The sequence below is a fragment of the Paractinoplanes ferrugineus genome, assembly GCF_016862195.1.
Taxonomy (GTDB): domain Bacteria; phylum Actinomycetota; class Actinomycetes; order Mycobacteriales; family Micromonosporaceae; genus Actinoplanes; species Actinoplanes ferrugineus.
Genome location: NZ_BOMM01000049.1, coordinates 72,452 through 98,045 on the forward strand (window position 1 = coordinate 72,452; position 25,594 = coordinate 98,045).

The window sequence follows — 25,594 nt, forward strand, 5'->3', positions numbered from 1 at the left end:
TCATGACCGCACTCGCCGCCCTGCTCGGAGCGGGCGTCGGCCTCGGCTTCCTGGCGGTCGTCGCCGGTCTTCGGCCACCCGCAGTCGGCGACCCACGCCGTCCCTCCGGGATCCGGTTCACCCGTGAGCACGTCATCCGGCTCGCCGTCGCGGTGGCCGTGGCCGCCCTGGCAGGGTTGCTGACCCGCTGGCCGGTCGGCGCGATCCTCGCCGGGATCGGCGCGTACGCGCTGCCGATCGCGCTGGGCACCAACAAGAAGGCGGCCCGCGACCTCGCGCGCACCGAGGCCGTCGCCGTCTGGACCGAGATGCTGCGCGACAACCTGTCCGGGGCGTCCGGGCTCGAACAGTCCATCCTCGTCACCGCCCCGTACGCGCCGGCCGCCATCAAGGACGAGATCGACGACCTCGCCGCCGCCGTGCGTCTCGGTCACCGGCTACCGATCGCCCTGGCCGAGCTGCGCGCCCGGCTCAACGACCGGACCGGCCGGCTGGTGGTGCGAGCGCTGATCCAAGCCTCCACCCGCCAGTCCCGGCAGCTCGCCGACCTGCTGACCGAGCTGGCCACCCGGGCACGTGCCCGAGCCACCCTGCGACTGAAGATCGCCCCCGGGCACGCGAAGATTCGCACCAATGCCCGGGTGATCACCGCGTTCACGATCGTGATGGCGGTCGGGCTGATCCTGTTCAACCCGACGTTCCTCGCCCCGTACCGCAGCCTCGCCGGTCAGCTCACGCTCGTCGTGGTGGGTGCCATCTTCGCGGTCGGCTTCCTGGGCATTGCCCGCCTCGCCCGCATCGGCGTGACCGAAGGAGCCCGGACATGATCACGGCGACCATGCTGGGCGCGGGGGCCGGGCTCGGCCTGGCGATGCTCGTCGCCTTCACGTTCCCGGCCCGGCCCACCCTGGCCCAGGCGTTCGCCGCCCTGCATCCGCGCACCACCGGCATGACGATCTACGCGCGGCCGTTCATCCCGTCTGAGAACGCGGGACAGCTGGCCGTGCTGGGGCGGCCGTTCGCTCCGCTGCTGGAGCGGCTCGGCCTGCCCCGTGCCAAGGTCCGCGCCGACCTGGGGATCTGCGGCCGAGACCCCCGCCGGCACCTGGCCGAGCAAGCCGCGATGGCGTTTCTGGGCTTCCTGCTACCCCCGGCGTTCGTCGCCCTGGTCACCCTCGGCGGCACGCCGATCGGCTGGCAGCTACCGGTATGGGCCTCGCTGATCCTGGGCGCGCTCGGCGCGTTCGTGCCGGATCTCGCCGTAGCGTCCGAAGCCGTCAAACGCCGCGCCGAACTGCGTGAAGCCGTCTCGGAAATGCTCGACCTGGTCGTGATCTCGCTGGCCGGTGGCGCGGGCGTGGATCAAGCTCTGCGTGACGCCACCACCGAATCCGAGGGATGGGCGCAGACCGCCCTGCGGCAGGCCGTCGAAGCGGCACACCTGCGGCGGGTCCCGCCCTGGCAGACCCTCGGAACGCTCGGTGAGACCGCCGGGCTGACCGCCCTGGCCGAGTTGTCGGCCGCGCTGGCAATGGCAGGCAGTGAAGGCGCACGGATCAAGTCGACGCTGTCCGCCCGGTCGTCCGCGCTGATGACCCACCAACTCGCCGAGGCCGAGGCCGCCGCCGCATCAGCGACCGAACGGATGGTGCTGCCGCTGGTCTGCCTGCTCGGCGGGTTCCTGATCTTCCTGATCTTCCCTGCTTTCGCCACGATCCTCGGCGCGTTCTAGGAGATCCGTGAGTTCAGGAATTCCGAAGTGTCTTCAAACTTCCGGTCCGGAATCCACCAGGCCGGTCAACCCTCACGGGAGGTACTCGAATGTTGTATTACCTGGTCGCATACGCCGCAGCCTCCACACAGCAGATCCGGGAGCGCACGGGTCGTCACCACCGCGACGGCGGCTACAGCACGGAGATGATCGCCGTGACCGCCTTCGTGGTCGCACTGGCCCTCGCGGCGCTGGCGATCCTCGGCCCGAAAGTCCTGGAAAAGATCAACGGCGTCACGCTGTGACCACTACGGCGCCCCGACGCCGGCGCGACCGAGGGGCGGCCAGCGTCGAACTGGTGCTGGCCACCCCTCTGCTTGGCCTCCTGCTGATGGCCGCCGTCCAGTTCGCCCTCTGGCAGCACGCCAGCCACATGGCACAGGCCGCCGCCAACGAAGGCGTGCAGATCGCACGGGCCTACGGCAGCAGCGCCGCCGCCGGACGATCCGACACTGAGGCGCTGCTGGCCGACCTGTCCGGCGGCGTCCTGTCCGGCACCTCCGTCAGCGCCAGCCGCAGCGCCACCACCGCCACGATCACGATCACCGGCCGCGCCGAGGCCGTGATCCCCGGCCTGTCCTTCCCGATCAAAGTCACCGTCACCGCGCCGGTCGAACGGATTCCGGCAAATCCAGCAAGCCCCGCGTAAGGACGACCATGGATTCGAACATCGAAGACCCTGGCGCGTGTGCGGGGCAACGATCCGATCGGCGGCGCAGGACGGGGATGAGGCCGGGTTCGCTTGGTCGCCGGTTCGCGGCTGGTGACCGTGGCTCGATCACGAGCGAACTCGCGGTATTCGTCGTGCCGTTCCTCATCCTCATGGCGATGTTCATTGTGTTCTGCGGCCGGGCGGCCTCGGTGTCGATCGACGCTCACGCCGTAGCTGCCGCTGCGGCCCGTGCCGCCGCCGACGCTCCGACGGCGGGAGCCGCACGTACGGCCGCCAGCCGGGCCGCCAGCGCGATGGCTTCCGGCAGCAAGTTCACCTGTACCGCGACGACCGACACCGGCCAGTTCCGGCGCGGCGGGTCCGTCACCGTCCGCGCCGCATGTGTCCTGCCGATTGCAGACCTCGGCATCCCCAGCCTCGGCGGGACCAAGACCGCCCACGCCACCGCGACCGAACCCATCGACATTTACCGGGCGGGGACATGACTTGCACACCAGCACCTACGGCCAGCCGTCGCATCCGTGCCGCCGACCGTGGGACGGTCACCGCGTTCACCGTCGTCTGGTTGGCCGCCGCGCTCGCCCTCGCCGGGCTCGTCCTGGACGCCGGACTTGCCGTCTCGACGAAGGTCAACGCCCGAGCCGTCGCCAACGCCGCCGCGCGCGCCGGAGCACGGGAACTCGACCTGGCCGCCCTACGAATCAACGGCGTCATCCGCATCGACCAGAACAAGGCCCGTACGTCCGCCGCAGGCTGGATCGCCCGCGCCGGACTACGCGGCACCGTCACCGTCACCGCGGACACCGTGACGGTCAGCGTGACCACCTCCCAGCCGACGCAACTGCTCGGCCTGATCGGTATCCGCAGCATCCCGGTCCACGCCACGGCGACCGCCGAAGCGATCACCCCCTGACGAGGAGACACACGATGCTGTCCTGGCTCGGCCGTGCGGCCATCCGCATCAGCGCAGGCAGCCTCCTGACCGCGATCGTCGCCGGAGTCCCTACCTGGCTCGTGATCGCCGTGGGCTGGCCACTACCGGGCAGCATGCCCGACCGCGGCAGCCTCACCACGTTCCTGAACGGCGGGGTCACCGACCGCATGGTGGTCAACCTGCTGGCCATCGCGATCTGGCTCGTCTGGATGCTGTTCGCACAGGCCGTCTACGCCGAACTGCGCGACACCATCCGTGGCGTCAAAGACCTGCACCTGCGGGCACACCGCAACCCGCTGCGCAGCACGGCATCGATCCTGGTCAGCTCGATGCTGCTCGGCACCGTCCTGACCGCAACGGCGGCCACCGCCAGCCCGCACGCCGCCGCCGGACCCGACGTCACCACGACGCCGCGCGCCCTGCCAGCCGTCGCGCTGGCAACGGTCAGCGAAGGCCCAGCCACCATCCACGTCGGCAACCAGACATACGTATACGTCGTCAAGCGCGCCGACAGCCTGTCCAAGATCTCCGCCGCCTGGCTCGGCAATACCGACCGATGGCCGGAGATCTGCCAGCTGAACAAGCACCGCCACTTCGCCACGGTCGGCGGCACCCTGCGCGACTGCAACCTGATCTTCCCCGGCTGGGACCTGCGGCTACCCGCCGACGCCAAACCACCCGCCTCCGCGAAGACCGGCAACACCCACCACACCACGCAACCTCCGGCAGCGGCCCCGACCACGACGGCCAGCCCGTCAGCGTCCGCGTCAACATCAGCAACACCGAGCAGCGCGCCCGCTACGACAGCCGCCGATCCCGGCTCGCCCTCAGCCACGACGAGCAGCACGGCAGCCCCCTCGACGGCCGCCACACCGAGCAGTTCCGCGACCGCCGCTGCCCCTGCCGCGCCAACCTCGGCGTCCAGCTCCCCGACATCCGCGTCCGTCCCGGCATCCTCGGCCTCGGCGGCGTCAGATCCGGACACGCCGAGTACGGCCGCGTCGCACGACGAGCACGGCGTACAACTCTCACCGTCGAGCTGGGTCCCGTGGATCCTCGCCGCCGCGATCAGCGCCGCCACGCTCCTGGTCTGGCGCCAGCGCCGCCGCCGCTACACCGGCGAACCCGACGACGGCCCGCCAACCGAACTACCACCGCCCGTGGTCGCGCTGCGCCGCGCGGTCAACCACAACCCCGACCTGCCGAACCCCGACGACAGCGAAGCCGAGCCGCCGGGCATGCCAGACCTCGCAACGCTGCCGCCCGGCGGAACCGGCCTGGTCGGCGACGGCGCGACCGCTGCCGCCCGTGCCGCTCTCGTGGCCGTGCTCTCCTCCGGCGGCCCGCACCACCCGGACACACGCGCGGAGGTCATCATCGACGCCGCAACCATGGCCACCCTGCTCGGCCCGGACGTCGTGACCCTCGGCCCCTGGCCGCGCCTGCACCTGGCCGACAACCTCGACGATGCCCTCACCGCCGCCGAAGCCCGGCTACTGCACCGCAGCCGCATCCTGGACGAACACACCCTCACCGACCTCGACGAACTCCGCACGGCCGCGCCCGACGAGGAAGCTCTCCCGCCGGTCATGCTCATCACCGAGACTCCGCCCGCCGGCGCCCGCATGCGCGCCAAGGTCGCCCTCGCGCTGGGCGAAGGACTGCACGTATCTGCGCTGCTGCTCGGCGAATGGGCCCACGGCGCCACCATAAAGGTCGCCTCCGACGGGCACACCATGCTCGTCTCCGGGCAGACCAGCGAACCGATGCCGTCCCGGCTGCCCGTCCTCGAGCCGGGCGCGGCGATCCAAATCCTGACCACGCTGCGCGAAGCCCAAACCGGGGAACCACCCGCCATCACCTCACCGGCAATCCCCGTCACCGTCGTACCGCTGCACGCCAGCCGCACCGAGAACACCCCGACCGACACGACCCCACCCACCGTCGCCGTCCCCGGCCCAGACTCCACGGAACCGGCCAGCGCAGCGCCCGCGGTCGGAGAAGGCCGGGCGCGGCTGCGGGTCCTCGGCCGACCCCGCATCGAAGACATCACCGCGGAAGGCCGGCCGCTACGAGCCAAAGCCCTCGAACTGGCCGTGTATCTCGCGGTGCATCCCGATGGGGCCGCCACCCGGGAGATCGGCGAGTACCTGGAACCCGATGCCCGCGTTAACCAGGCCGACCAGCGCGTGCACACCAACGCCTCCAACCTGCGCCACGTGCTCGGCCGCGCCGGCACCGCCGAGGCCAAGAACGCGTACGTCATCAAGTCGGCCGGACGCTACCGGCTCGATCCGGCAACCGTGGACGTCGACGTCTGGACGTTGCGAGACCTGATGCGCAAGGCCACCATCGCCACCAAGCCGCACCGCCGGGACCTGCTGGCCGCCGCCTGCGAGCTGTGCAGCGCGCCCCTGGCCGAGGGCCAGGACTACGAGTGGATCCAGCCGCACCGCGAGACGGTGCGCCGCTGGGGTACCGAAGCGCACCTGATGCTGGCCGACGATCTGCTCGACAGCGACCCGCAGACCGCGTCCGACCTGCTCGACAAGGCGATCGGGATGGACCGCTACAACGAGGCTCTCTACGTCAAAGCGATGCACGCCCGCCACGCCCGGGCCGACGCCGACGGAATCCGGACCCTGCTGCGCGCTCTCACCAAGGCCCTGGCCGACCTGGATGCCGAGCCGCGCGAAGACACCCTCGAACTGGCCAACACGCTGCGCACCAGCCTGGACAGCAAATGACGACCACCACCACGGCGCGCCGCGCTGGACTGCTGTTCACGCTCGCGATCACCCCGTTGCTGCGCTGGGCCATCGCCGCGCACAGCGTTCCCGACGACCAGCCCTGGCGCACCGCGTGCTCATGCGGCCGACCGTTGTGGGCCAGCGCCGCCGCGCCCACCGGCCGATGCACTGGGTGCGGGCAGCGTATCGGCGCACCGCCCTGCACGGTTGAAGCGGCCACCGTCCTGGCCGCCGTCGCCCTCGCGCTGACCGGCCAGAGCGGGTGGACGCTCGCCGCGTACGCGTGGTGGACCGCGACCATGATCGTGCTGGTCTTCGTCGACCTGGCCGCGATGCTGCTCCCGCTGCGCATCAGCATCACCTCCACGGCAGGATTCCTCGGCCTGCTCGCCGTCGCCGGGGACCAGCACGCCTGGCGCCGGGCCGTCATCGCTGCGGTCACGCTCGCCGTGCTCCTCGCGGTCCTGGCCGTCCTCGTACGCGGACAACTCGGCTGGGGTGACGTCGCGGTCGCCGTCCCGCTCGCCGCCGCTCTCGGTTGGAACAGTTGGCACGCCGTGTACGCCGGAATGCTGCTGGGCTTCGGGTCCGCCGCCCTCGCCGCGATCACGCTCCGCAAGATCGGCCGCCTTCCGCGGGGAGCGTTCCTGCCTCTCGGCCCGTTCCTGATCGGCGCCGCCCTGACCGTCGTGCTCTGGCCGTGACCGGCGCACACCAGCAGAACCGGATCTCATGGTGAACCTCGACGACCTGCGCACCCTCTACAACGAGAACCACACACTCGTAGTCAGCGCCGCCTTCTTGACCGGACTCGGCCTCATCCTGCTCGTCACCCACCGGATCCGCCGGCTGGCCGAGCACCGGTTGGCGCTGCTCGTCGCGAATATCCTGACCGTCATTGCGGCGGCCCTGGCGACGATGGTCTCCGCGTCGGGCATGTGGAAGTTCTTCACCGACATCCTCGGCCAATCGCCGCTGCGGATCGTGTTCTTCGCCTACATCGAGGTCGCCCTGTTCGCGTCCGCGCTGCTGGCACGGGCACGGCTACTGCGGGAACCGGAGAAAGGCACCACCGGCGTTGACGGCGTCGCGGTCTGGGTTCTCGCCGGGCTGACCGCGAGCCTGTCGGCCCTCGACGCCAGCAGCTTCCGGGAACTCTGCCTACGCCTGGCGGCACCGCCGGTCGCCGCCTGGATGTGGGAACGCGCGCTCGCCGCGGAGCGCAGCGTCCGGCTCGGGCGCACCATGTCGCGTATCCACTGGACTGTCACCGTCGAGCGGATCCTTGTCTGGCTGCGGCTGGCCGAGGCCCAGGACCGCGACGTCACCGAGGTAGACCGCGCCCGCCGCCGCGCCCGGCTCGGCCGCGCCCGCCTACGCCTCTACCTGCTCCAGAACAAGAAAGCCGCCACCTGGCGGATCCGGCGCGCCCACAACCGGGTCATCCGGCAAGCCATGCATGCCGCCGAACACATCGGCCTCGCCGACTTCCCCGGCGCTGCCGACGAACGCGAAGCCATGCAGATCTACATAGCCACGCTCTACGGCGTGGTCGACGCCACCTCTCCCGAGGCCGTGGCCCGGTTCAACGTCTGGCGGCTGAGCACGAGCAACCCGCCAGCGCCAGCAGTTCCATCCGAGCTCGGTATGGCCGGCCCCGCCGAGGACGACCCGCCGGTGATGGCGGCGGCCGAGCCTGCGCACCTACCGGCGCCGGGCGGCCACGTAGATCTTCCTGCCGCGACCACCGCCGAGGGCGAGCAGGCCCAGCTTCCGCGTTACGAATTTCGTCCCGGACCGGGAACAGACAAAGAGGTGCAGCGGGATCACAGCAGCGGCACCCGGTGGGCCGCCGAAGTCTCTGGGGTAGATCGCCGATCGCATCCGTGGATTTCCGCACCATCCGATCCATATGGCGGTCCCGACGAGGATGACGACGATCACGGCGGTGACGAGGAGGCCGATCGTTCAGCCGTCGCCGCCATGCGCCGGTTCTGGGACAGCGAGACTGCCCAAGGCCGTGTCCCCACCGGAGCCGAGTTGTCCCGGGCCGCCGGAGTTCCGCCCAGTACCGGCCTCGGACGGCGTAAACGCCGCGAGTGGGAGGCCGACCTTCCCGACCACATCAGAATCACCGCGACGGCCGGACGCTGAAACAGCTCTGGCCTGGCGCCCCGCTCAACAGGCGGAAGCACCAGGCCAGCAAGGGCATTCGTCGTCCAGCCTATCGATTCTCGGCGACGCTGGTCGCGATGGCACGGGCGCCGCCCATGAGGTGGAAACCGGTGACGAGGTGACGACGGGCATCACCCGTGAGATCAGTCGCGCGCTCCAACGCCTCACCCGTACCCGGTTCCTCGTCGTCCGCGGGCGGAGCCGATTCCCGCAGCAGAAGCACCGTGAACTCCCCGGCGGCGGTCGCGGTATTCAGCATGGCCGTCACCACTTCCCGATCCGGGTTCCTGATCATCGGAGAACAGAGCAGTATGGCGTCACGGACGGCGGTGAGCGCGTCCATCAGTAGTTCCGGATCTTGCGTGTGCGGATGGGTCATGACGTGTCCCCTCACGGGCATGATCGGTTCGTGCCGGACGGACGCGTCCCGCTCCATCCGCGCGAACCGTCAAGCCCTGCCCCGGCCCATCCGGCGATGAACCCGGCCCGCACCAGGGCAAACGGCGACAGGTTGAATGGTCCCGGCGGCCCATGATCGGGGCCGCGCGACCCGCCCGGGATGCGGGACGCTTGCCAGGTGTCCCTGGTCTATCGCGCGGATCACACCGCGCACATCAGGGATCGGCTGAAGCGCCAGGCGCTCTACTTCACCACCGGCGAGGTCATGGCGATGTTGGTGCGATCACCTTTGTCGTCCTGTCGATGCAGGGCGCGGCCCGGCACATCTTCACCGCCATTGGGTGGGGAATCGTGATCCTGCTCGCCCTTGTCGCCGGGCTTGGCTTCCTCATCATCCGCGTCCAGTACCTCGTCTGTCGGCGCCGAAGAGCTGACTTCGACGCCGCGGGTGCCGAGGCCGTCGGCGAGTTGTACGCAAGTCTGCATCGGCCCGAGCCTGACGAGTAAGCCAGATACGTCTCATCCTGGCTGCCCGCACCGTTAGCCGCCTCGTGCTCCGGACAGCGTCGGACGACTCTCCGTCACATAAGGCGACCGTGCTGGGGTGCCGGTGGACGAGTCGGTTACGAGTAAGGGCCAGAGCCGGTACCGAGGCACATGAGCCGCGACTCCTGCGCTGGCGCCACCTCTTCAGTGAAGGGCCCGGATCAGGGCGGCGACTCCGCTGAGCAATGTTCCCGCCGCGGAGATGACCTTCAGCGTCAGTGCGAGCACCCGGCCATCGTCCTCCGCCGAGGAGATCGACGGGCGGGCACGGCGCCCATCCAATCGGCCGGCGGTAGCATCCACTCCAACCGCGCGCCTCACCCTGCGTTTGATCTTTTGCATTGCCCACTCCCTCGGACTCCGCCAGCGTTTCACCGCCGTGGCTTCGTTGCGCTACCTGAAATAGTCCGGAGATCAGGGCGCCAGATCGAGAACACTTGTTCCTGGTGGAGCCGATAGCATGGAGGTTTTCGACTCGATGGCCGAAGCGCTTTCGCCCTCCAGCCGGGCGCCGGTACCGCTGAATGCCGTGATGACCCGAACGACTATCCGGTCGCTGGTCGGCAGGGTGGAGTCGGTTGCGTTTGTCATTCAGGCGTTCGCGATCTTCAGCACCATCAACGCCGACAAGTTGTCCCACAACGAACAGACCTTCATGATCGGATTCGCAGTCCTGCACCTAGTCGTCGGCGCCGTGACGGTCCGTTTCGGCGGCCCCTTCTACCGGGGCTCATTCTGGCCGCTGCTCTGGTTCGCCCCGGTGTTCTCGATGCCCGTGATGATGGCCGCCTTCGTGCCGCCCGGCGACTACGGCATCAGTCCGGTGTGTCCGCAGCTCTGCGGCTATCCCGTCTCTCCAGTGGCAATCGCCGCCTTCTATCCCTGGATCGGCAATCAATACAAGCCGATCAGCCTCTGGATCAAGGGCGCCATTGCCGCAGCCATCGCGCTGGAGCCCCTAATCGTCATGCGGGTCGTGAATGGAACGATCACGTCGTACAACGTCCGCGGCACCCTGGCGCAGGCCATCATGGTGGGCGGAATGTGGGCGGCGGGGGAGGCGATCGGCCGGATCTGCCGGCGGGCGGCCGCGTCGCAGGCCGAGCTGCTACGCAAGGAGTACGACCGGCAGTTCGGCTACCTGCATAGCGACATCGAGACGGGACTGCGGCTGGCGGAGATGGGTTACCGTGATCATCGCCCGGACCAGGTGGTACAGGCGCTCAAGGAACTGTCTACAGCGGTTCTGGAGGAACGTATGAGGCTGTCCGTGGCACAGCAATACGTTTCGGTGGCGGAAGTGATTGGCCTGCACATTCGACGGATTCGTCAGGTGGTTTCGGTGCAGGCGATCCCGCGGGTGGACGTCATGACGGTGGCACAACCGACCGGAGCCCTCCTGAGCAGGGCGCTCGGTGATCTTCTCAAGAATTCCATCACTCACGGGGCGGCATCCGTCTGGATCGACTTTCGGGTCAGCGCTGGACTCGTGCATCTGGAGGTCGCCGACGACGCCCCGCCATTTCCGCCGCGGGCGGCCGACGACCCGACCGGTAGCCTGTTCAAGCTGAGGGAGGCGTTGCGTCGGGCCGGAGGCGACCTCATCCTGGAAGCCTCGACGTCGGAGTCGGAGCGGAAGGCGGCACAGGTGACCATCCCCACCACCCCGCACGGATGGGCCGGCCGCGGATGAGGGTCCTGGTCGTCGAGGATCACCAACAATACGCGGGCCTCATCTGCGAAAAGCTGGCCCAGGGATTCCAGTACGACGTGGAGTTGGCGCTCACCCCCGACGATGCGAACGGCCGCCTGGCAGAGCGGAGCTACGACGTCGTGGTGGTCGACGTGCTCTACCGTGCCTTGTCCGAGAGCTATAACGCGGTCCGTGAGGCGGCGAGGAATTCGCTTTCCGAGCTCGAACCATACAATCTGAGCGGCCTCGCCACGCTGCACCACGCGTCCACGCTGGAGCGGCCCCCAGCCGCCGTGATCTGGACCAGCGGCGATCCCAACCGGGCACTGCACCTGGTGCTGGCGCACCAGGAGTTCCGGGTGCGGTCCTACTGCTCCAAGGAGTCAAGCGTCGAAGAGATCGCTAGAGCCATCGAGGCGGCCGCGGCGCGACGATCCCATGTCGATAGCGCCATCAAGGCGTTTCTGCCACGGCCTGGCCTTTTACCGATCCGGGAGGTGCTGTTCGGCGACACCAAATGGCGGGCGATCTGGCGGGCGCTGGCAGCCGGGTCCACGGCGCATGAGGTGACCGCCCGGATGACGCATTACGACCAGGGCACGATACGCAAATGCATGTCACCGATGGCGCTCCAATTGGCCACCCTCGACCCACGGATAAACCCGAGGAAGCAACAGATGAACGTACTCAGCAGTTATGCCGTCTTTCACTGGGAGTTCTTTCTCGACCAGGCCGTCCACGAACTGTTCCCGCACTCGACGACCGGGTGGCGGGCATGACGGACGGAGACCGCGTCGACCGCGAGGGGTCGCATGGCGTTCTCGACGTCGTCATCCCGACCTACCGCGACGGTGCCTGGCTCGAACATCTGCTCGACTCGGTCGCCCAGCAGGACCTCACCCGGACGCGTGTCTTCGTGGTCTACGACCAGGACGAGGTGCCGGCGGGTCGGGCGGCCGACGGACTGATGCCGGAGCTGACCGTCGTCCATGCGTCGCGGGGCATTGGTGCGGCCCGAAACGCGGGAGCTGCCGCCGGGGTAGGCGATTGGATCCTGTTTCTCGACGCCGACGGCATTTTGCCGGACGGTTTTCTAGCAGACGTTCGCCGAATAATAGTGCGGGACGGTCCGCCGGCGGCAACCTTCAATTTCTACGCCGACTCGTTCAAATGGCACCTGCGCGCGGGGACCCGGGTGTCCTGGTGGTACCTGCGGTTCATGAATCTGTTCGGCCGCGCCGCGCTGCCAGGCTTCGCTACTCTAGTGCGCAGAAGCGCCTTCACGGAAATCGGCGGATACCGCAACGACCTGGCGATATCCGAGGACTTTATGCTCTCGGACGACCTGCTCGCGGCCGGGTACAGGGTGCGACTGTACGCGCGACCCTGGCTGATCTACTCGACACGTCGGTTCGACCTCCCGGTCGCCGCCTCGGCGAGGCTGTTCTGGCGTTACCTAGTGATCGATCTGGCGCGTCGGCTGAGGCGCAGGACCTACGCGGTCGGCGAGATCGATTACGCGTTCGGAGCTCATGCCGCGCCCGGGAGCAGAAGGTTTCCCCGCGACCTCAGGACATCGGGGTCGTAGCCCGCGTTCCTGCCGGGTCACCACCTCAGTCAGCGAATCGGTGCACCGCGACGCCCATCCGTCGAGGTGGCGCCGAGCGCGCTCGACGGCGAAGTGCTCGCCGAGGAGAGCTCGGCTCGGGAGGTACCCGGCGAGGCGGCGCGCCGCGTCCTCCGGCGACGTGATCAATGCCGAGCCGATGCCGAGGGCCAGCCGGGCGTTACCTCTTTCCTGCCCGGGAATGACATCGACGATCAGGGTCGGCCGTCCGACGGCAGTCGCTTCCGCGAGGGTCATCATGCCGGCCTTGCCGACGACGACGTCGCACGCGACCAGGTAAACGAGCAGGTCGTCAACGAGCCCCGTCGCCAGCCCGCGGCCCTCGGTGGCCAGTTTGCGGAAATGCCGGTGCAGACGCGCGTTGTCGCCAGCGTTCAGTATTGCAAAGGCAGCCAATCCGTGCTTGACCACCAGCTCGGCGGTCCGCAATACGCCCGTGCCGAGCCCTGCACCCCCGGCCGTGAAGAGTACGACGAATTCGTCCTCCGCTATCCCGAGCAGTGCGCGTGCCTGCTTCGTGGTCGGCATCGAGAGCCGGGGCGGCGGGGCGGGCAGGCCGACTACGTGTATTCGGCCGAGGTCGACCCCGCAGGCGACTGCGCGATGGGCGACGGTCTCGTCGATGACCAGGTACGCGTCGATGGCTCCCTGAAACCAGATCCGGTTCGCGCGGCCTGCGTCGGTGACGTAGTTGACCACCGGCACCGTGGGCGGCATGCGACGACGCAGGACGAACCCGATGGTCGGGTAGGTCGCCACGATGAGGTCGGGTTCTCCCGGTCGCCGGATCGCGCGGACGATCCGACGGCCCCACAGCAGGTCGGTGCACCGGGCGAGCTGTGCGGGCAGCCGGTCGAAGGTCCAGTAGATGGCGCGATGGAAAATGCCATTCCACCGGGTTGCAGCGCACCGGTAGAACCGGCGCATTCCGAAGCCGAGGGGAAGTTTCCGATACAGCTCGGCCGCGACGTCGATGATGTCGACCGCTGCCTCCGGCCATGTGCTCCGCAAGGCGTCGGAAATTGCTTCGGCAGCTGCTGTGTGCCCATTCCCGAAAGGCGCGGTGGCGATCACAATTCGTTTCGGGGGATCACGTCGCGTCATAGTTCAGAGTATAGACGAAGATCAACTCTTTGAGGACCGCCTTCGGGTTGCCAGGGAACTGTCGTCGTATCGCGACGTGCGGTTGTTGCGTCAGTGCTGGCCACATGGTTTGCTGCATCACGTGGTGACGCGTCAAGGCCCGATTATGGCGTCGGAGGCGACATGAAAATGTCCGCCTCGGAGCCGGGCTTATCCGGTCGGCCGGACCGGCGCTGGCTGTTCACCTTCTGCCTCGCCTGGGCCGGAACCGCGACCGCGCTATTCGGGCCGATACAGATTCTGCTTCCCAACCAGCTCGAACACCTGGCGCCAGGCGATAAGGAACGAGCGCTGGCATGGGTTCTTGGCGCGGGTGCCTTGCTCTCCATGATCGTCAATCCGGTCGTCGGTGCGTTGTCCGACCGGACCGTCTCGCGGTCGGGCCCGCGGGTGCCGTGGATCGCGGGCGGTTCGCTGCTGGGCCTTGCCGGGTTGGTAGTGCTGGGTTTTGCGCGCGACGTGGTGCAGGTCGCCGTCCTCTGGTGTGCCGTGCAGGCGGCCCTCAACGCCTCGTGGTCGGCGCTGAGCGCACTCGTCCCGGACCGGATTCCGGACCGCCGGCGCGGCGCGGTGGCCGGATACGTCGGCCTGTCCCAGGTCGTCGGCATCGCGTTCGCCGCACTGCTCGCGACCGTATTTCCTGGGGTTTCCGGCTACCTCGCCTGTGCCGCCTCCCTCGCCGTCCTGATATTGCCTCTCCTGTTCGCCGAGCAGCGCCTGACGCGGGGTCTCGGTGCGGCGCGCCGAGGCTCGGATCTCCGCACCTTCGTGGCCGGCTTCTGGATCGATCCTCGCCGGTTCCCGGACTTCTTCTGGGCCTGGTCGACTCGGTTTCTGATCAATCTGAGCAACGCGCTGGCGCTGACCTACACTTTGTACTTTTTGCGCGACAAGCTGCATGTCGCCGACGCCGAAGAAGGGGTGCTCCTGCTCGGCGGAGTGAACCTCGCGGCGATCGTGCTGTCCGTGGTGCTCGCCGGCTACGCCTCGGACCGGCTGGGCCGACGGAAGGTCTTCGTCATCGCTTCGAGCCTGGTGATGGCGGCCGCGTCGGCGGTGATCGCTGCCCGTCCGAGCTGGCCAGTGGTAGTGGCTTGCGCGTTCGTCCTCGGCATTGGTTTCGGCATTTATACTGCGGTGGATTTCGCACTCATCACTCAGGTGCTTCCGGCATCCGATTCCCGGGCGCAGAACATGGGTACGCTCAACATCGCCAACTCGTTGCCGCAGGTGCTCGCTCCCGCAATAGCGGCGCCCATTGTGACGGCCGGAAGCGGTTATCAGATGCTATACGCGCTGTCCGGCCTGGTGGCGGTCGGTGGGGCAATTTTGGTCGGCCGGATCACCTCGGTCCGGTGATCGGGAGTTCCATTCCTTCCGCCTATTCTGAGTTGATCTCCGCTGCCCCGTGCGAATAACTGTCGGGCCCAGTCGGCATGTTAGGCTATGGCCCCGGAAGGATCGAACCGCGTGAGCCACGGTGTCTGGCGCATGGGTGAGGTGGGTGTGTCGATGACCACGTCCGACGTTGATCCGTATTTCCCGGATGTTCCGGCGCCGACCGTAAAGCCGATCATTTCCCATCAGGCAGGTCGGCCGGAGCTGTGGACCATCCGGATCTTTCTTGTCGTACCGTTTCTGGTATCTGCGGTCGTCATACCCTGGACCTGGGGCTGGGGATTCGGGTGGACCGACCTGACGATGGCCGCCGTCCTCTACGTGGTTTCCATGCTCGGCGTGACCGTCGGCTATCACCGCCTCTTCACGCACCGGGCCTTTCGGGCCAGCCGAGGGCTGCGTATCGCCCTTGCGGTGGCGGGGGGCATGGCAGCCCAGGGCTCGGTGATCCCATGGGCCGCCGACCATCGTCGCCATCACGCGTTCTCGGACCAGGTCGGTGATCCGCATTCGCCTTGGCTCTTCGGAACGTCGCCGGTCGCACTGGTGAAGGGCTTCTGGCACGCGCACATGGGCTGGTTGTTCGGCCGGGACCGGACGAACATCGACCGGTACGCACCCGACCTGGCCGCCGACCGCGACCTGCTCGCGGTAGACCGGTTGTTCTTCCTCTGGGTTTCCCTCAGCGTGCTGCTCCCCGCGGCGGTCGGCGGCCTGCTCTCGCATTCCTGGCGAGGCGCGCTTACCGGGTTCATCTGGGCCGGGCTGGGACGGATCGCCTTTCAACATCACGTCACCTGGTCGGTGAACTCGATCTGCCACATGGTTGGGTCCCGGCCGTTCAGCAGCCGGGACAGGTCGGCGAACTTCTGGCCGTTGGCGTTGCTGTCGATGGGCGAGTCCTGGCATAACATGCACCACGCTGACCCGTCCTCCGCGCGGCACGGCGTCCTGCGCGGCCAGGTCGACATCTCGGCGCGGCTCATCTGGCTCTGCGAACGCCTGGGCTGGGCGCACGACGTCCGATGGCCAAGCGAAGGCAGGCTGCACCGGCTGTCTCGGCGCGCGAAGCCGGTCGTCTGAAATTCCCAGCGGCTGAGCCAACGGCTAAATCAGTGCATATAAAAAGCTTATGGTTTTACCGCGACAGTACGGGGCTATTCCGACGGTTTGAATGGGTTTGCCCAGCTAGTTGCCGCCGGTCTTCGGCTCCTACCCAGGCGAACCTGCTGACCAGTCTGAACCACCAAGCGTGACTGCTGTGAGTGTCGGCGGACGACCGAGCACAGTCCGGGAGGAACCTGGCGCGCGATGCCTGAGGCTGATTGAGCGGGCAGTTCTGCCCGCCGGACCAGATCATGAGATGCCTACGCTGTCGGAGTGCCGGGCGACGGTCCCATGTCGTGAGGTACTCCCGGAGCGATGGCTGCCGCCCGGCACTCCGGTGGTTCCTGCGGCGATCTCCCCGCACCCGTTATCAGCGGCCATGAGAGTGGATGAAGCGGCGGGATGGTGGATCATCGCCCGATGGGCGTTCAGGCCGATGTCCCATTGCTCACGGGCGCGCCACCCAGCCCTCGGACGACTACTGCAAATTTCCGGGAGAGATGGCACTGACGGCGGTCCTCAGATAGACCGGCATCTGCGACGATCACATCGATGTGGAACAGTCTGGAGATTGCGAAGCTGATCGTCGCTGGCACCATACCGGTCGCCGTGGCGGTGATGGCCTATGTACTGAATCGTGCCCTTAAGCGCGCGGAGAACCGTCAGTGGTTCAGCCAGAAACTGGTGGAGAAGCGGATCGCGCTGCTCAGCGAGGCGCTGCCTGACCTCAACGACCTGTACTGCTATTTCGCCTGGGTAGGCCGTTGGAAGGAGCTTTCGCCGCCGGAGGTCCTGCTTCGCAAGCGACGGCTCGATCAGCTGTTCCACGCCAACAGCCCCTTCTTCTCCCCAGAGGCTCGGACCGCCTACGAGGCCTTCTTCGACGTCTTGTTCGAGACGTTCGTCCAGCCGGGAAAGAGCGCGCGGCTTCGCACCGGGCCTACTTCACAGCATGGGAGCAGGAAGACGACATTCGCAGATGGCTGGGAATCGGGCTGGAACGATATGTTCGCTGTCGAGGAGAAGCGCACGTCGCCGGATGTCGTCAAGCATCGATACCAGGCGTTGATCGCCGTGCTGGGATCCGAGGTGGGCGCATGATCGTTCAGTGGTGCTGCAAAGGCCTCGCAAAAGTCGGTGAGGCCGAGATCCTGGAGATGTTCTCCAATCACGTCGGACTGATCTGCCAGGACTGGTTCCGCAGCTGGAAGGCTACCGGATCGTTCATGGTGAGAGACGCGATGGAGCGCCTCACCGAGGCTGGCCTTCATCGCCATGTCAACGACTTCAGTAGCCCGGATCCTGATAGCGGGCTGCCGTTCTGCGAGGTCACGCCGTTCATCTCGCTGTCGGCGGGGTGCGTCGACCGCGACGTGCAGTCGAAGACCAATCAGGTGCACCGTGCACTGCGAACGGCGCTGGACTTCGCCACCACGGACTATGCCGACCCAGCCCGGCCGCCGTGTCATGGCTGGGTCCTTTACTGCTACGTGGTCGTGGGCTCCAATCCCGCCGTGCGGATCCCGGCCGTCGCCGAGGAGGTGCGGGAACTCAACCACAACCGCGCTTTCTCCGGGTGGTACTGGCAAGGCGAGGTCGCGGCCAAGCTCAACGTGCCGTCGGCGCAGATCCTCTGCGCGGAATATTACGAACCGCGGCCGGGTCGGTCGCCGCGCCTCGCCAAGGTCTTGGTCAACCCGGGGTTCTGCCACCCGGCGGCGCTGCTCGCAGAGCGGAGGATGCTTTGACTTTGCCCGCGCACCTGTGGGAGGCCCTCAGCCTGGACCGGCCGGCGATCGAAGCACAGGTCCGCTTTCACCGAGCCTATGCGGATCTCGAAGAATCGCCCTTTGACGTGCGGGCCATCGTGGAGATGATGCGATACGGGCCGCCGGCAGGTGTCGGCGACGGTGCCATCGACCTTTTTGGCCGGGACGCGCAGGTCTTAGAGCAGTACCGGCCCGCTCCGTCCGACCCGTGGATCAGGCCTGGCGAGATCGCGGACTCCCTTCGCCTAGCGGCCATCGCAAATCTCCTGTTGGACACCCGTGCAGGTCGCGCGGACCTGATCCGTGCAGGCCATGTCTATCGCGATGTCGGTTTGCCGTTCGGTGACTTCCTCCTCGTCGCCGCGACGGGTAACCGGGGGATGTCGACCGCCAGCGCCGACCGGTTGTTCGCTCGGGCGGCCCGCCTTCTCGAGCCAGTACAACGGATCTACCTCTTTCTCGCTGCCGTAGCCGATCTTGGGCAGGAAGTGACGGAGGTTCCTGGGGCTCCGCGGTCGATCGCGGTCGGCGCGGCTGCACAGCCCTTCTCGACCTGGTGGCAGATCGGGGATCTGACCTCCCGGCTGACGCCGGACAACGAAGAGATCCGGTCGAATCTGAACCGGGTCGTCGCCGAGGTCGCCCGGGCTCACGGCCGGCAGTTGGAGTTCGCAATGGCCGACTCGTTCCACTGGTCGACCGGTCACTCTCGGGTCGACGTGGTGGATCTGGATCTCGCCTGTGCCGTGGCGATCGCGGCCCGGGTGATGACCGCCCGCGGGATCCGCCGGTGGGATCTCGAGGAGGAGTTCGACGATCTCTCACCGTTCGCACAAGTGTCGATCACGATTGGACTCCAACTTGGGGGCGAGGACCCAACACCGGAAGGTGAACCGGAGTTCGACCCTCTGGGGCCTGCGCCGGATAGGGAGGATGAGCAGCACTTTGATCACGGCTTCGGGTGAGTGTCCTGTTCGTCCTCGTCGGCGAACGACTCATCGGTCAGGCGCACCGTCAGTACCTCACGACCGGTCTGGGCGGCGAGTCGATGGCGTTTGCTGAAGCGCTTCACCGCGAGGTTCAATGGGCGCAGCACGCTGTTGACCAGGGGAAGAAGCTCTTCGTGGGTGATCGGCTGGGTTCCCTCCAACCTGTTCAGCAGTTCCATGAACGGGATTAGGTTGCTTGTAGACAAGACTTGGAAGACCGGGCGGGCGTCGTCGAGATTGCCGAGAAGTTGGGCCCTGATCGTTGGCTCTACCGGCTTTTGGTAGAACCCGGGCTTGGAAGCGGTGTCGACGAATCCGACGAGTGCTGCCTGGCAGTCCTCCGCACGCTCAAGTTCCTCCTCGCGTTCCTGATGCTCGGCGTCCCGGCCAGCTGGCGTCATTGGCGTCCGTTTGCGCAGACCAACTCGAAGCCGGTCAGAAACTTCCCACGGTTGTCGTGGTCGGGCAACTGCGCGATGGCACTATGCAGGCTCGGGTGTCTTGCCGGGTCCAGCGTTGTCCATGGTGCGGCGACGGCATCCAGCAGAGCCGTCCGGTCGGACAGAGCGCGGGCATTCACGGCGTTCTGTCTGGCCACACCGAGGATGAAGTTCACCAGCGCGGGCCGCCCCGTCGAACAACGTGGGCTCTGGTACGCCGAGTGCTTCAAGCTGCACGCCGACGCTCGTGGGATGCTGGAGCTTTGTTCTATTGCGGTGCATGACGCGAAGGGATTCGCCTCGGAGCGAGGTCTCAATGTCCGGCCCGTCGCGGACGGAGATCCACAGAGCCAAGGCGTTGTATCGTGCGGCCGGACGAGCCAGACCTGATCGAACTCCAGCCATCGCACGACACGTGTTCGACCTGCCGTGTTGATCTTAATGCCTCGGTCGCCTATCCAGGCGCCGATTAGGGCGATCGGCCACGCCATCGTGACGCAGAACGCCGCCCGAAGAAGTCCCACGATCCGCGAACTCAGCCGTCTCGGGTCGCCGACCGGGAGCGTGCTTAGCAGGATCAACGTGCACAGTGTCGCCATCGAAGCGAACCCAAAGCAGACCATGGTGCGACCGCGCGACTCGCGCGGTACTTCCCACCGCAGCATGAGCCTGAGGATAGGGCCGGCCGACGAGCAGAAACCAGCCACAAGCCACCCCTGATTTTGGACAGCACCCTCGACCCGCGCCCTACGTCGTTCAGCTGTGGATGCCAACAAGGCGATCTACCCCGAACAGCCTCGGCCGCCAGTAACAGCACCGTAATACCGACCGCACGGATGGCGGCAGATCGGTGCGTGAGCCTGGCAATCTTGCAGGACACCGACTCATGAGGCGATCGATCACGCTATACAAGATGGTTCCACAGAAGCCATCGGTTACGCTGGGAGGGAAGGCCTAGTTGGGCCACGTCTTGCGGATCGGATGTGAATAAGTGCGCCCTTTTGCCCGGAATGCATGGAGTGCCACGACGCGCAGGCGAATGGCGACCTTACGGACTATTGGGCTCGCTGGCTTTTTGGCACTTGCTGTTATTGCCTTACTGATATTGCTGCTAGGGCCCGTCGCATGGTGGGCCACGCCTTCAAAGCATCTCCAGGGCAAAGACAAGACCGATGCACTGAATGGGACCAGGCAAGTCCTTCTCGCGGCGGCTGGCGGGGCTGCGGCGTTGACGGGCTTGCTTTTCACGGGGAGGACATTCCACCTCAGCCGTCGAGGGCAACTGACGGACCGGTACTCAAAGGCGACCGCTCAACTCGCCTCCGACAAGCAGACAGAACGTCTAGCAGGGGTCTACGCGCTTGAGCACGTAATGGTCGAGTCCGTGCGCGATCATGATGCCGTAGTCGAGATGCTTTCCGCATTCATACGCGAGCGGCGCCCGCTAAGTGAAGTCGCTGTAGACGCTGGCTCCTCGGGTGAAAATGATATCGACGCAGAAGCGCAGGCGACAGGCACCGCACCAGAAACGCCCTCGAAGACCCGGAAGGTCCCAGCCGATGTGCAGGCGGCACTAACCGTGCTCGGTCGCCGGCCTCGACGCCCCGAGCGCAACGGCGTCGACCTGCGCAACACGGACCTTACCGGAGCCGACTTCTCAAAAGCGCACTTTCCCAATCTATCCGTTGAATCGTCTCTGCTATGTGATGCCAACTTGACAGAGGCCGACCTTACGGCACTAGTCGCAAACAACGCGAATTTACGAGCTGCCAAATTAGATGGCGCCCGGCTTCAGAAGGCGCAGCTCCGGGAAGTCATCGGGCATGGCGCTTCTCTAGTGGGTGCTCAGCTTAGCGCAGCAGACTTTCGGTATTCCGGATTCAAAGAGATCTCTGCGGAAGGGGCAAACTTCAGGGGCGCCATCATGGACTATGCAGTGTTTGACGACTCAGACTTCGCTAGGTGCGACATGCGGGAAGCTAGCTTAGTTGGCGCAAAACTCAGAGGCGTCAATCTTTCTCGCGGACGCCTTAGCGATGCGAAAATGGCCAAAGCGCAAATTCAACGATCGAATTTTCTAGGTGCCAACCTGAAAGGGGTGGATCTTGATCGAACAGGCATGGAGGGCGCACTGTTTTATAGCGCGCTTCCAGAGGAGGGAGTAGCGCAAAATCTGACTGGAAGCCAAGTTGTTAGAGGCTTCAGGGATCAGTCGACGGTCCTGCCGCCAGAACTGAAGGATCTGCCTCCTGGGCTTCAGCGAATGAAGAACGCAATCCAATTCGGCGATCAGCAGGACTAGCAGGTTGAATAGTGAGCGGCATGCCTTCAGCGGCGCCTCGCATCGGCTAAATCAGTGCACACGAACTGTTTTCAGTACATGCTGATGTGGACGTGGTTGGTGTGCCAGCCGGACGGATCGTCTCCTCCATAGGGATTGTTGTACGCGTGCCAGCCCTGCTCGGGTGTCCAGATCATCCGGAACCAGATGACGTACTGGATGCCGAGGCGGTCGGCGTTGGCGACAGCCCAGGACGCCATCGCGTCGCCCCTGGCCTTCTGCGCGCCGGACGCTTCGCCGCCGGAGGTCATCATGAAGTCGCACGCGCGGCCCTTCGGGTGTTCCCCGTGGTCGTCCACTCGGTAGCAGCTGGGCTTCGGCCAGCCGGCGGCGGTGGCCTGCTGAACGAGATGGAGTGTGCGTGGGGTGAGGCAGCCGGTTCCGGTGGTCGGGTCCGGGATGATGGAGCAGGTCTCCTCGGGCCAGGAGCCGTCCTGGTTGCGGGGCGCCGGTTCGGCGCTGCCGAACGGCATCGCCGAGCAGTCGAGGGCGATCTCGTCGGCCCCGTATTGATCAACTAGGGCGACGGCATCGTTGGTCCACTTCGCGTACGCATCACCGTATTCCGAGACTTGGACCGCCTGTGCCGCCTCGGTGAGCGGCATCGTCTGCCACCCGGAGATGGTTTTGAGCTTGTCGTAGAACTTGCTCGCCTGGTAGGAGGGGTCGGCCAGTTGTTCGAGGGTTCCCCATCCCTGGCTCGGGCGCTGCTGGAAGACGCCGATGGAGTCGTGGTCGTTGTCGGCCCCGAGGTAGGGCAGGTTCCGCAGTCCGGATTCCTGCATGGCGATCGCGAGGGCGATGGTCTGCCCCCAGCTGCCGACGCCTTTGGTGACGCCGACCTCGATGATGGTCACGGCGATGTTGAGCTGGTCGGCGTCCCATTTCGTGGTGTCCGCCGGTTGCCCGGACGAGTCGGTACTCGGCGAGGTGCCGACGGTGCACGCTCCGGAGCTGCCGCCCATGACGGCGGACAGCAGCAGCATGGGCAGCCCAAAGCAGGCGATGATGACGAGGGCGACGATGCTGAGGACGGCCTTGGTCATAGGCGATGGCCTTTCGGTGAAAACAAAAAAGGCCGGGCTGTGCGCGGATGCGCGGCCGGCCGAAGCGAAGGCGAACGGAGATAGGTCAGAGGCAGTGCGTGAACTCGCGTAGCCGCACATCCACCTCGGACGGCAACCTGCAGACCAGGGCATCGGCGTCAGCCAGCGGATGGCCGCCGGTGACGGTGGTCGCGCAGCGCCAGTCCCAGTGCCCCGGCTGTAAGACGGGCACGAACCAGAGCATGTCGTCGCGGTCGAGGAACAGCGCGCCGTTGATCTGCGGGGCGAGCACGGTCAAGGGCTGGCTGGCGCAGATGGTCAGGCACCGGCAGCCGGGTGCGTCGTAGACCGAGCGCGGCAGGCCGCGGTGGATGGGGCAGCTGCAGTCGTAGGCGGGACGAGCGGTCTGGTACATAGCTGTCTCCCAGGGTCGTGAAACACAAAGGGCCGTGGGCCGCCCACGTGGGCGGCCCACCTTGTCGGGGGTCAGGAGCCGGGGTTCGCGAGCAGGTGCGCGGACGCCTGCAACAGGTGCTCGATGGCCACGCTGGCGCGGTAGTAGTCGTGCCGGGTGTCGATCTCTCCGGCGTCCTTCCAGTCTCAGGTGCCGTCGGTCAGGGCAGGGACCTGCCAGAGGTCACCGGCCTTGTCGAGGAACAGCACACAGCCCCAGCGGTCTGCCAGCAGCGTGATGGGCTGAGTGGCGCAGGTGATCGTGCACGCGCAGCCGAACTCGTCGAACGTGAAGCGGGTCCGCTTGTAGTGCACGGGGCAGCAGCAGTCGCACGGGCGCTGCCAGGGCACCAGGTAGGTCAGCATCGTGCCTGCGTTGTGTCGAGGGGCTGGTCAGGGCGAGGGCGCGATAAGGCTGGTGCCGCCGGGGCCGAGGAGCTTGTCGTGCTGGACGGCGCGGGTTTCCTCGGCGGTGAGCACGTACGCCCGCAGCTGCGGTACGCCGTTGCTCCAGGCGTGGTAAAGCCGGTGCACGCCGTCGATCAGCAGTCCGGCGGGCGGGTTGTCGCCGATGCGGACCATGCCGAGCAGCACCGGCCTGGTCAGGTCGGTGCTCATTGCGTAGAGCCGGTCGAGGCCGTCCGAGGTAGGGCCGATCAGATTGACCGTGGTGCCGTCGGGGTCGTCGAGGCGGTCGAGGCCGTACGCGGCGGCCCACGCCGTGACATCCAGGGCGCGGGTGTCGCGGGGCGTGGCGTCGATCAGGGCCAGCGCGGCATCGATGTCGAACACCCACCACGCGAAGTGGAACCACTGGGGCTGCCGGTCGGCCATCACTCGCCTCGCCCGGCGGTGACGTTGGCGTAGATGCGAATGCATCGCAGGATCAGCTCGTGCGACGGCAACGTCAGCAGGCGTTCCCGTTTGTCCTCGCGCAGCAGGTCCCAGATGGCGACGGTGACGCTGGCGGACCAGACGTCGACCAAGACCCCGTCGATCTTGGCGTACTGCTTTTCGGCGACGATGCGCCGCAGCGTGTCGATGAGGGTCGCGTCGCCGATCGGGTGGTTGGCGTCGTCGGGCCGGGCGGCCTCCTCGTACTGGGTGAGGCAGTCCTCGCAGGTGTGGGCGCGGGGCGGGTCTCCGGTCTCCCACCGGCGGACCTTTTCGGCGGGGATCCCGCAGACGGACTGGCGCGGGTCTCGGGGATGCAGCAGGTGAGGGGTTATCGGGATCATCTGCTCGTGTCCTTTCGGGGACGAGCCGGGGCACGTTGACCCCGCGCGGGGTCAACGTGCCCCGGGCGGGTGAAGGGGTGCGGTGGCTAGACCTTCAGCAGGTCGAAGGCGACGAGCTTGAGATCGCCGGTGGTGCCGGTGAGCACGCGGTTGGCGCGGACCAGTTCGTTCTTGGCGGGCTGGTAGTGGTCGAGGTACTCGGTGATGGCCTGGTAGCCGGCCCACCGGCTGCCCGTGATGGCCTTCTGGGTGTCGGCCTCGGTGATCAGGTACTTCAGGGTGCCGAGCCGCTGCTTGGCGTTGCGGCGGGTGGTGTCGGAGGCGTTGTCCTTGACCGGCCACACCTGCCCGACGACCTGCTCGAACTCCCGCATGAGCAGCGGAGTGTTCAGCATCCGCTCGGCGGCCTTCTCGAAGGTGTCCATGTATTTCCACATCAGCCCGAGCGCTTCGCGGGCCTGGCTGATCTGGGAGCCGACGTTCGAGGTGTGCCGGAAGGTGTAGTGCCCGACCGCCGCCTCGAACGCGGCTCGCTGGGTGTTGGCGCACACGACCCGGATCGGGCTGGCGTCCACCCGCAGTGCGGCGGTCCCGTCGTGGCTGGTGGTGCCGATCAGGTAAAGGTCTATCCGGTCGACTCCGGCGATCTGCATCGCGTCGGGCAGCTTGAGCGTGACGAATACGCTCTTACCGCGCCGCAGACTGCCGGCCGTCTCGAAGTGGGCGCCGCCGACTTGGTCCACGAGTCGGTCGAGCATCTCGGCGCACTGCTCGTTCTGGACCACGGTGTAGTCGGTGCCGACGATGCCCAGATACTCCGTGGCCCCGGTGACCGGGTTGCGGCGTACGGTCATCTGCTTGTCGTCAGCGGGGATGTGCACCTCGACGCCGTCGACGATGTCGATGCCGACCGTGCGGATGGTCCGGACGCCCCAGTTGCCGAGCTGGGCGGCGGCCATGATCTCTTCGGCCTTCATGGTGTTCTGGGTGACGGTGCCGAGCCGGTGCCAGGCCGACAGTCGGGCGCTGGCGAACGCGGTACTGCCATCGGCGAATTGCTCGAGTTCGTGTGGCACGAAAGCTCCTTTCGGATACAGGTGCG

The 25,594-nt window shown here is 66.8% G+C and carries 29 protein-coding genes and 1 pseudogene; 18 read left to right on the forward strand and 12 right to left on the reverse strand.

The annotated features are described in order from the left end of the window. Positions 1-2 precede the first annotated feature (2 nt). From Afe05nite_RS26480 to Afe05nite_RS26520, 9 genes are all read left to right on the forward strand, one after another. On the forward strand, positions 3-827 hold the full coding sequence (locus Afe05nite_RS26480; protein ID WP_203819915.1) for a type II secretion system F family protein: 825 nt from the start codon (positions 3-5) through the stop codon (positions 825-827). Next, positions 824-1,732: a type II secretion system F family protein gene (locus Afe05nite_RS26485; protein WP_203819916.1), complete on the forward strand. Its 909-nt coding sequence runs from the start codon at positions 824-826 to the stop codon at positions 1,730-1,732. The genes Afe05nite_RS26480 and Afe05nite_RS26485 overlap by 4 nt, the downstream gene beginning before the upstream one ends. Before the next feature lie 89 nt (positions 1,733-1,821). After that, the gene (locus Afe05nite_RS26490) at positions 1,822-2,016 is read left to right on the forward strand and encodes a hypothetical protein (protein WP_203819917.1); all 195 of its coding nucleotides are present in this window, start codon (positions 1,822-1,824) and stop codon (positions 2,014-2,016) included. After that, positions 2,013-2,420 (forward strand): TadE family protein, encoded by a 408-nt coding sequence (locus Afe05nite_RS26495; protein ID WP_275407513.1) that lies wholly within the window; start codon positions 2,013-2,015, stop codon positions 2,418-2,420. The genes Afe05nite_RS26490 and Afe05nite_RS26495 overlap by 4 nt, the downstream gene beginning before the upstream one ends. 8 nt (positions 2,421-2,428) lie before the next feature. Then, on the forward strand, positions 2,429-2,929 hold the full coding sequence (locus tag Afe05nite_RS26500; protein WP_203819919.1) for a pilus assembly protein: 501 nt from the start codon (positions 2,429-2,431) through the stop codon (positions 2,927-2,929). Beyond that, positions 2,926-3,357, forward strand: coding sequence for a pilus assembly protein TadG-related protein (locus Afe05nite_RS26505; protein ID WP_203819920.1), 432 nt, complete (start codon positions 2,926-2,928; stop codon positions 3,355-3,357). The genes Afe05nite_RS26500 and Afe05nite_RS26505 overlap by 4 nt, the downstream gene beginning before the upstream one ends. Positions 3,358-3,371: 14 nt before the next feature. Further along, on the forward strand, positions 3,372-6,125 hold the full coding sequence (locus Afe05nite_RS26510; RefSeq protein WP_203819921.1) for an AfsR/SARP family transcriptional regulator: 2,754 nt from the start codon (positions 3,372-3,374) through the stop codon (positions 6,123-6,125). Further along, positions 6,122-6,832, forward strand: coding sequence for a prepilin peptidase (locus Afe05nite_RS26515; RefSeq protein WP_203819922.1), 711 nt, complete (start codon positions 6,122-6,124; stop codon positions 6,830-6,832). Before Afe05nite_RS26510 ends, Afe05nite_RS26515 begins: the two co-directional genes overlap by 4 nt. Positions 6,833-6,992: 160 nt before the next feature. Further along, positions 6,993-8,282: a hypothetical protein gene (locus tag Afe05nite_RS26520; RefSeq protein WP_203819923.1), complete on the forward strand. Its 1,290-nt coding sequence runs from the start codon at positions 6,993-6,995 to the stop codon at positions 8,280-8,282. Positions 8,283-8,352: 70 nt separating this feature from the next. Here Afe05nite_RS26520 and Afe05nite_RS26525 read toward each other — a convergent pair whose 3' ends face one another. The 3 genes from Afe05nite_RS26525 to Afe05nite_RS26535 form a co-directional block, all read right to left on the reverse strand. Further along, positions 8,353-8,682 carry a hypothetical protein gene (locus tag Afe05nite_RS26525; RefSeq protein ID WP_203819924.1) on the reverse strand — a complete coding sequence of 110 codons (330 nt, stop codon included), beginning with the start codon at positions 8,680-8,682 and terminating at the stop codon, positions 8,353-8,355. A 263-nt stretch (positions 8,683-8,945) separates the two neighbouring features. Further along, on the reverse strand, positions 8,946-9,188 hold the full coding sequence (locus tag Afe05nite_RS26530; RefSeq protein ID WP_203819925.1) for a hypothetical protein: 243 nt from the start codon (positions 9,186-9,188) through the stop codon (positions 8,946-8,948). Positions 9,189-9,392: 204 nt separating this feature from the next. After that, complete coding sequence (locus Afe05nite_RS26535) at positions 9,393-9,590, reverse strand: hypothetical protein (RefSeq protein WP_203819926.1); 198 nt, start codon at positions 9,588-9,590, stop codon at positions 9,393-9,395. 118 nt (positions 9,591-9,708) lie between these two features. Between Afe05nite_RS26535 and Afe05nite_RS26540 the strand changes: the two genes are divergently transcribed. Genes Afe05nite_RS26540 through Afe05nite_RS44030 form a run of 3 tightly spaced genes read left to right on the forward strand, consistent with a single transcriptional unit; the run spans position 9,709 to position 12,529 of the window. Next, positions 9,709-10,941: a sensor histidine kinase gene (locus Afe05nite_RS26540; protein WP_203819927.1), complete on the forward strand. Its 1,233-nt coding sequence runs from the start codon at positions 9,709-9,711 to the stop codon at positions 10,939-10,941. Then, the gene (locus Afe05nite_RS26545) at positions 10,938-11,720 is read left to right on the forward strand and encodes a hypothetical protein (protein ID WP_203819928.1); all 783 of its coding nucleotides are present in this window, start codon (positions 10,938-10,940) and stop codon (positions 11,718-11,720) included. The genes Afe05nite_RS26540 and Afe05nite_RS26545 overlap by 4 nt, the downstream gene beginning before the upstream one ends. Beyond that, a complete protein-coding gene (locus Afe05nite_RS44030) occupies positions 11,717-12,529 on the forward strand; it encodes a glycosyltransferase (RefSeq protein WP_239118209.1) in 813 nt (270 codons plus the stop codon). Before Afe05nite_RS26545 ends, Afe05nite_RS44030 begins: the two co-directional genes overlap by 4 nt. A 600-nt stretch (positions 12,530-13,129) precedes the next feature. Here the strand turns inward: Afe05nite_RS44030 and Afe05nite_RS44035 are convergent. After that, positions 13,130-13,672: pseudogene (locus Afe05nite_RS44035) on the reverse strand (MGDG synthase family glycosyltransferase); the annotation flags it as partial. Between the two features lie 162 nt (positions 13,673-13,834). Here Afe05nite_RS44035 and Afe05nite_RS26555 point away from each other — a divergent pair. The 5 genes from Afe05nite_RS26555 (at position 13,835) to Afe05nite_RS26575 (ending at position 18,950) form a co-directional block, all read left to right on the forward strand. After that, positions 13,835-15,070, forward strand: a complete 1,236-nt coding sequence (locus Afe05nite_RS26555; protein ID WP_203819930.1) for an MFS transporter — start codon at positions 13,835-13,837, stop codon at positions 15,068-15,070. A gap of 111 nt (positions 15,071-15,181) precedes the next feature. After that, positions 15,182-16,192 carry an acyl-CoA desaturase gene (locus Afe05nite_RS26560; protein ID WP_239118210.1) on the forward strand — a complete coding sequence of 337 codons (1,011 nt, stop codon included), beginning with the start codon at positions 15,182-15,184 and terminating at the stop codon, positions 16,190-16,192. 576 nt (positions 16,193-16,768) lie between these two features. Continuing rightward, entirely contained in the window at positions 16,769-17,317 is a 549-nt protein-coding gene (locus tag Afe05nite_RS26565) for a hypothetical protein (RefSeq protein WP_203819931.1), read from the forward strand. After that, complete coding sequence (locus tag Afe05nite_RS26570) at positions 17,314-17,964, forward strand: hypothetical protein (protein ID WP_203819932.1); 651 nt, start codon at positions 17,314-17,316, stop codon at positions 17,962-17,964. Before Afe05nite_RS26565 ends, Afe05nite_RS26570 begins: the two co-directional genes overlap by 4 nt. A gap of 2 nt (positions 17,965-17,966) precedes the next feature. Then, complete coding sequence (locus Afe05nite_RS26575; protein ID WP_203819933.1) at positions 17,967-18,950, forward strand: hypothetical protein; 984 nt, start codon at positions 17,967-17,969, stop codon at positions 18,948-18,950. Here the strand turns inward: Afe05nite_RS26575 and Afe05nite_RS26580 are convergent. Both Afe05nite_RS26580 and Afe05nite_RS26585 read right to left on the reverse strand, forming a co-directional pair. Beyond that, a complete protein-coding gene (locus Afe05nite_RS26580; protein ID WP_203819934.1) occupies positions 18,935-19,375 on the reverse strand; it encodes a hypothetical protein in 441 nt (146 codons plus the stop codon). The two genes, Afe05nite_RS26575 and Afe05nite_RS26580, sit on opposite strands and share 16 nt — an antisense overlap. After that, positions 19,372-19,590 (reverse strand): hypothetical protein, encoded by a 219-nt coding sequence (locus tag Afe05nite_RS26585; protein WP_203819935.1) that lies wholly within the window; start codon positions 19,588-19,590, stop codon positions 19,372-19,374. Before Afe05nite_RS26585 ends, Afe05nite_RS26580 begins: the two co-directional genes overlap by 4 nt. A gap of 863 nt (positions 19,591-20,453) precedes the next feature. Here Afe05nite_RS26585 and Afe05nite_RS26590 point away from each other — a divergent pair. Beyond that, entirely contained in the window at positions 20,454-21,716 is a 1,263-nt protein-coding gene (locus tag Afe05nite_RS26590; RefSeq protein ID WP_203819936.1) for a pentapeptide repeat-containing protein, read from the forward strand. A gap of 71 nt (positions 21,717-21,787) precedes the next feature. Here Afe05nite_RS26590 and Afe05nite_RS26595 read toward each other — a convergent pair whose 3' ends face one another. From Afe05nite_RS26595 to Afe05nite_RS26620, 6 genes are all read right to left on the reverse strand, one after another. Continuing rightward, a complete protein-coding gene (locus tag Afe05nite_RS26595; RefSeq protein ID WP_203819937.1) occupies positions 21,788-22,801 on the reverse strand; it encodes a VldE C-terminal domain-containing protein in 1,014 nt (337 codons plus the stop codon). Between the two features lie 85 nt (positions 22,802-22,886). Then, positions 22,887-23,216, reverse strand: a complete 330-nt coding sequence (locus tag Afe05nite_RS26600) for a hypothetical protein (RefSeq protein WP_203819938.1) — start codon at positions 23,214-23,216, stop codon at positions 22,887-22,889. A 185-nt stretch (positions 23,217-23,401) separates the two neighbouring features. Beyond that, positions 23,402-23,620: a hypothetical protein gene (locus Afe05nite_RS26605; protein WP_203819939.1), complete on the reverse strand. Its 219-nt coding sequence runs from the start codon at positions 23,618-23,620 to the stop codon at positions 23,402-23,404. A 27-nt stretch (positions 23,621-23,647) separates the two neighbouring features. After that, the gene (locus Afe05nite_RS26610; RefSeq protein WP_203819940.1) at positions 23,648-24,088 is read right to left on the reverse strand and encodes a hypothetical protein; all 441 of its coding nucleotides are present in this window, start codon (positions 24,086-24,088) and stop codon (positions 23,648-23,650) included. After that, positions 24,088-24,492 (reverse strand): hypothetical protein, encoded by a 405-nt coding sequence (locus Afe05nite_RS26615; protein ID WP_239118211.1) that lies wholly within the window; start codon positions 24,490-24,492, stop codon positions 24,088-24,090. The genes Afe05nite_RS26610 and Afe05nite_RS26615 overlap by 1 nt, the downstream gene beginning before the upstream one ends. A gap of 86 nt (positions 24,493-24,578) precedes the next feature. Further along, positions 24,579-25,568: a DUF932 domain-containing protein gene (locus tag Afe05nite_RS26620; RefSeq protein ID WP_203819941.1), complete on the reverse strand. Its 990-nt coding sequence runs from the start codon at positions 25,566-25,568 to the stop codon at positions 24,579-24,581. Positions 25,569-25,594: the final 26 nt, after the last annotated feature.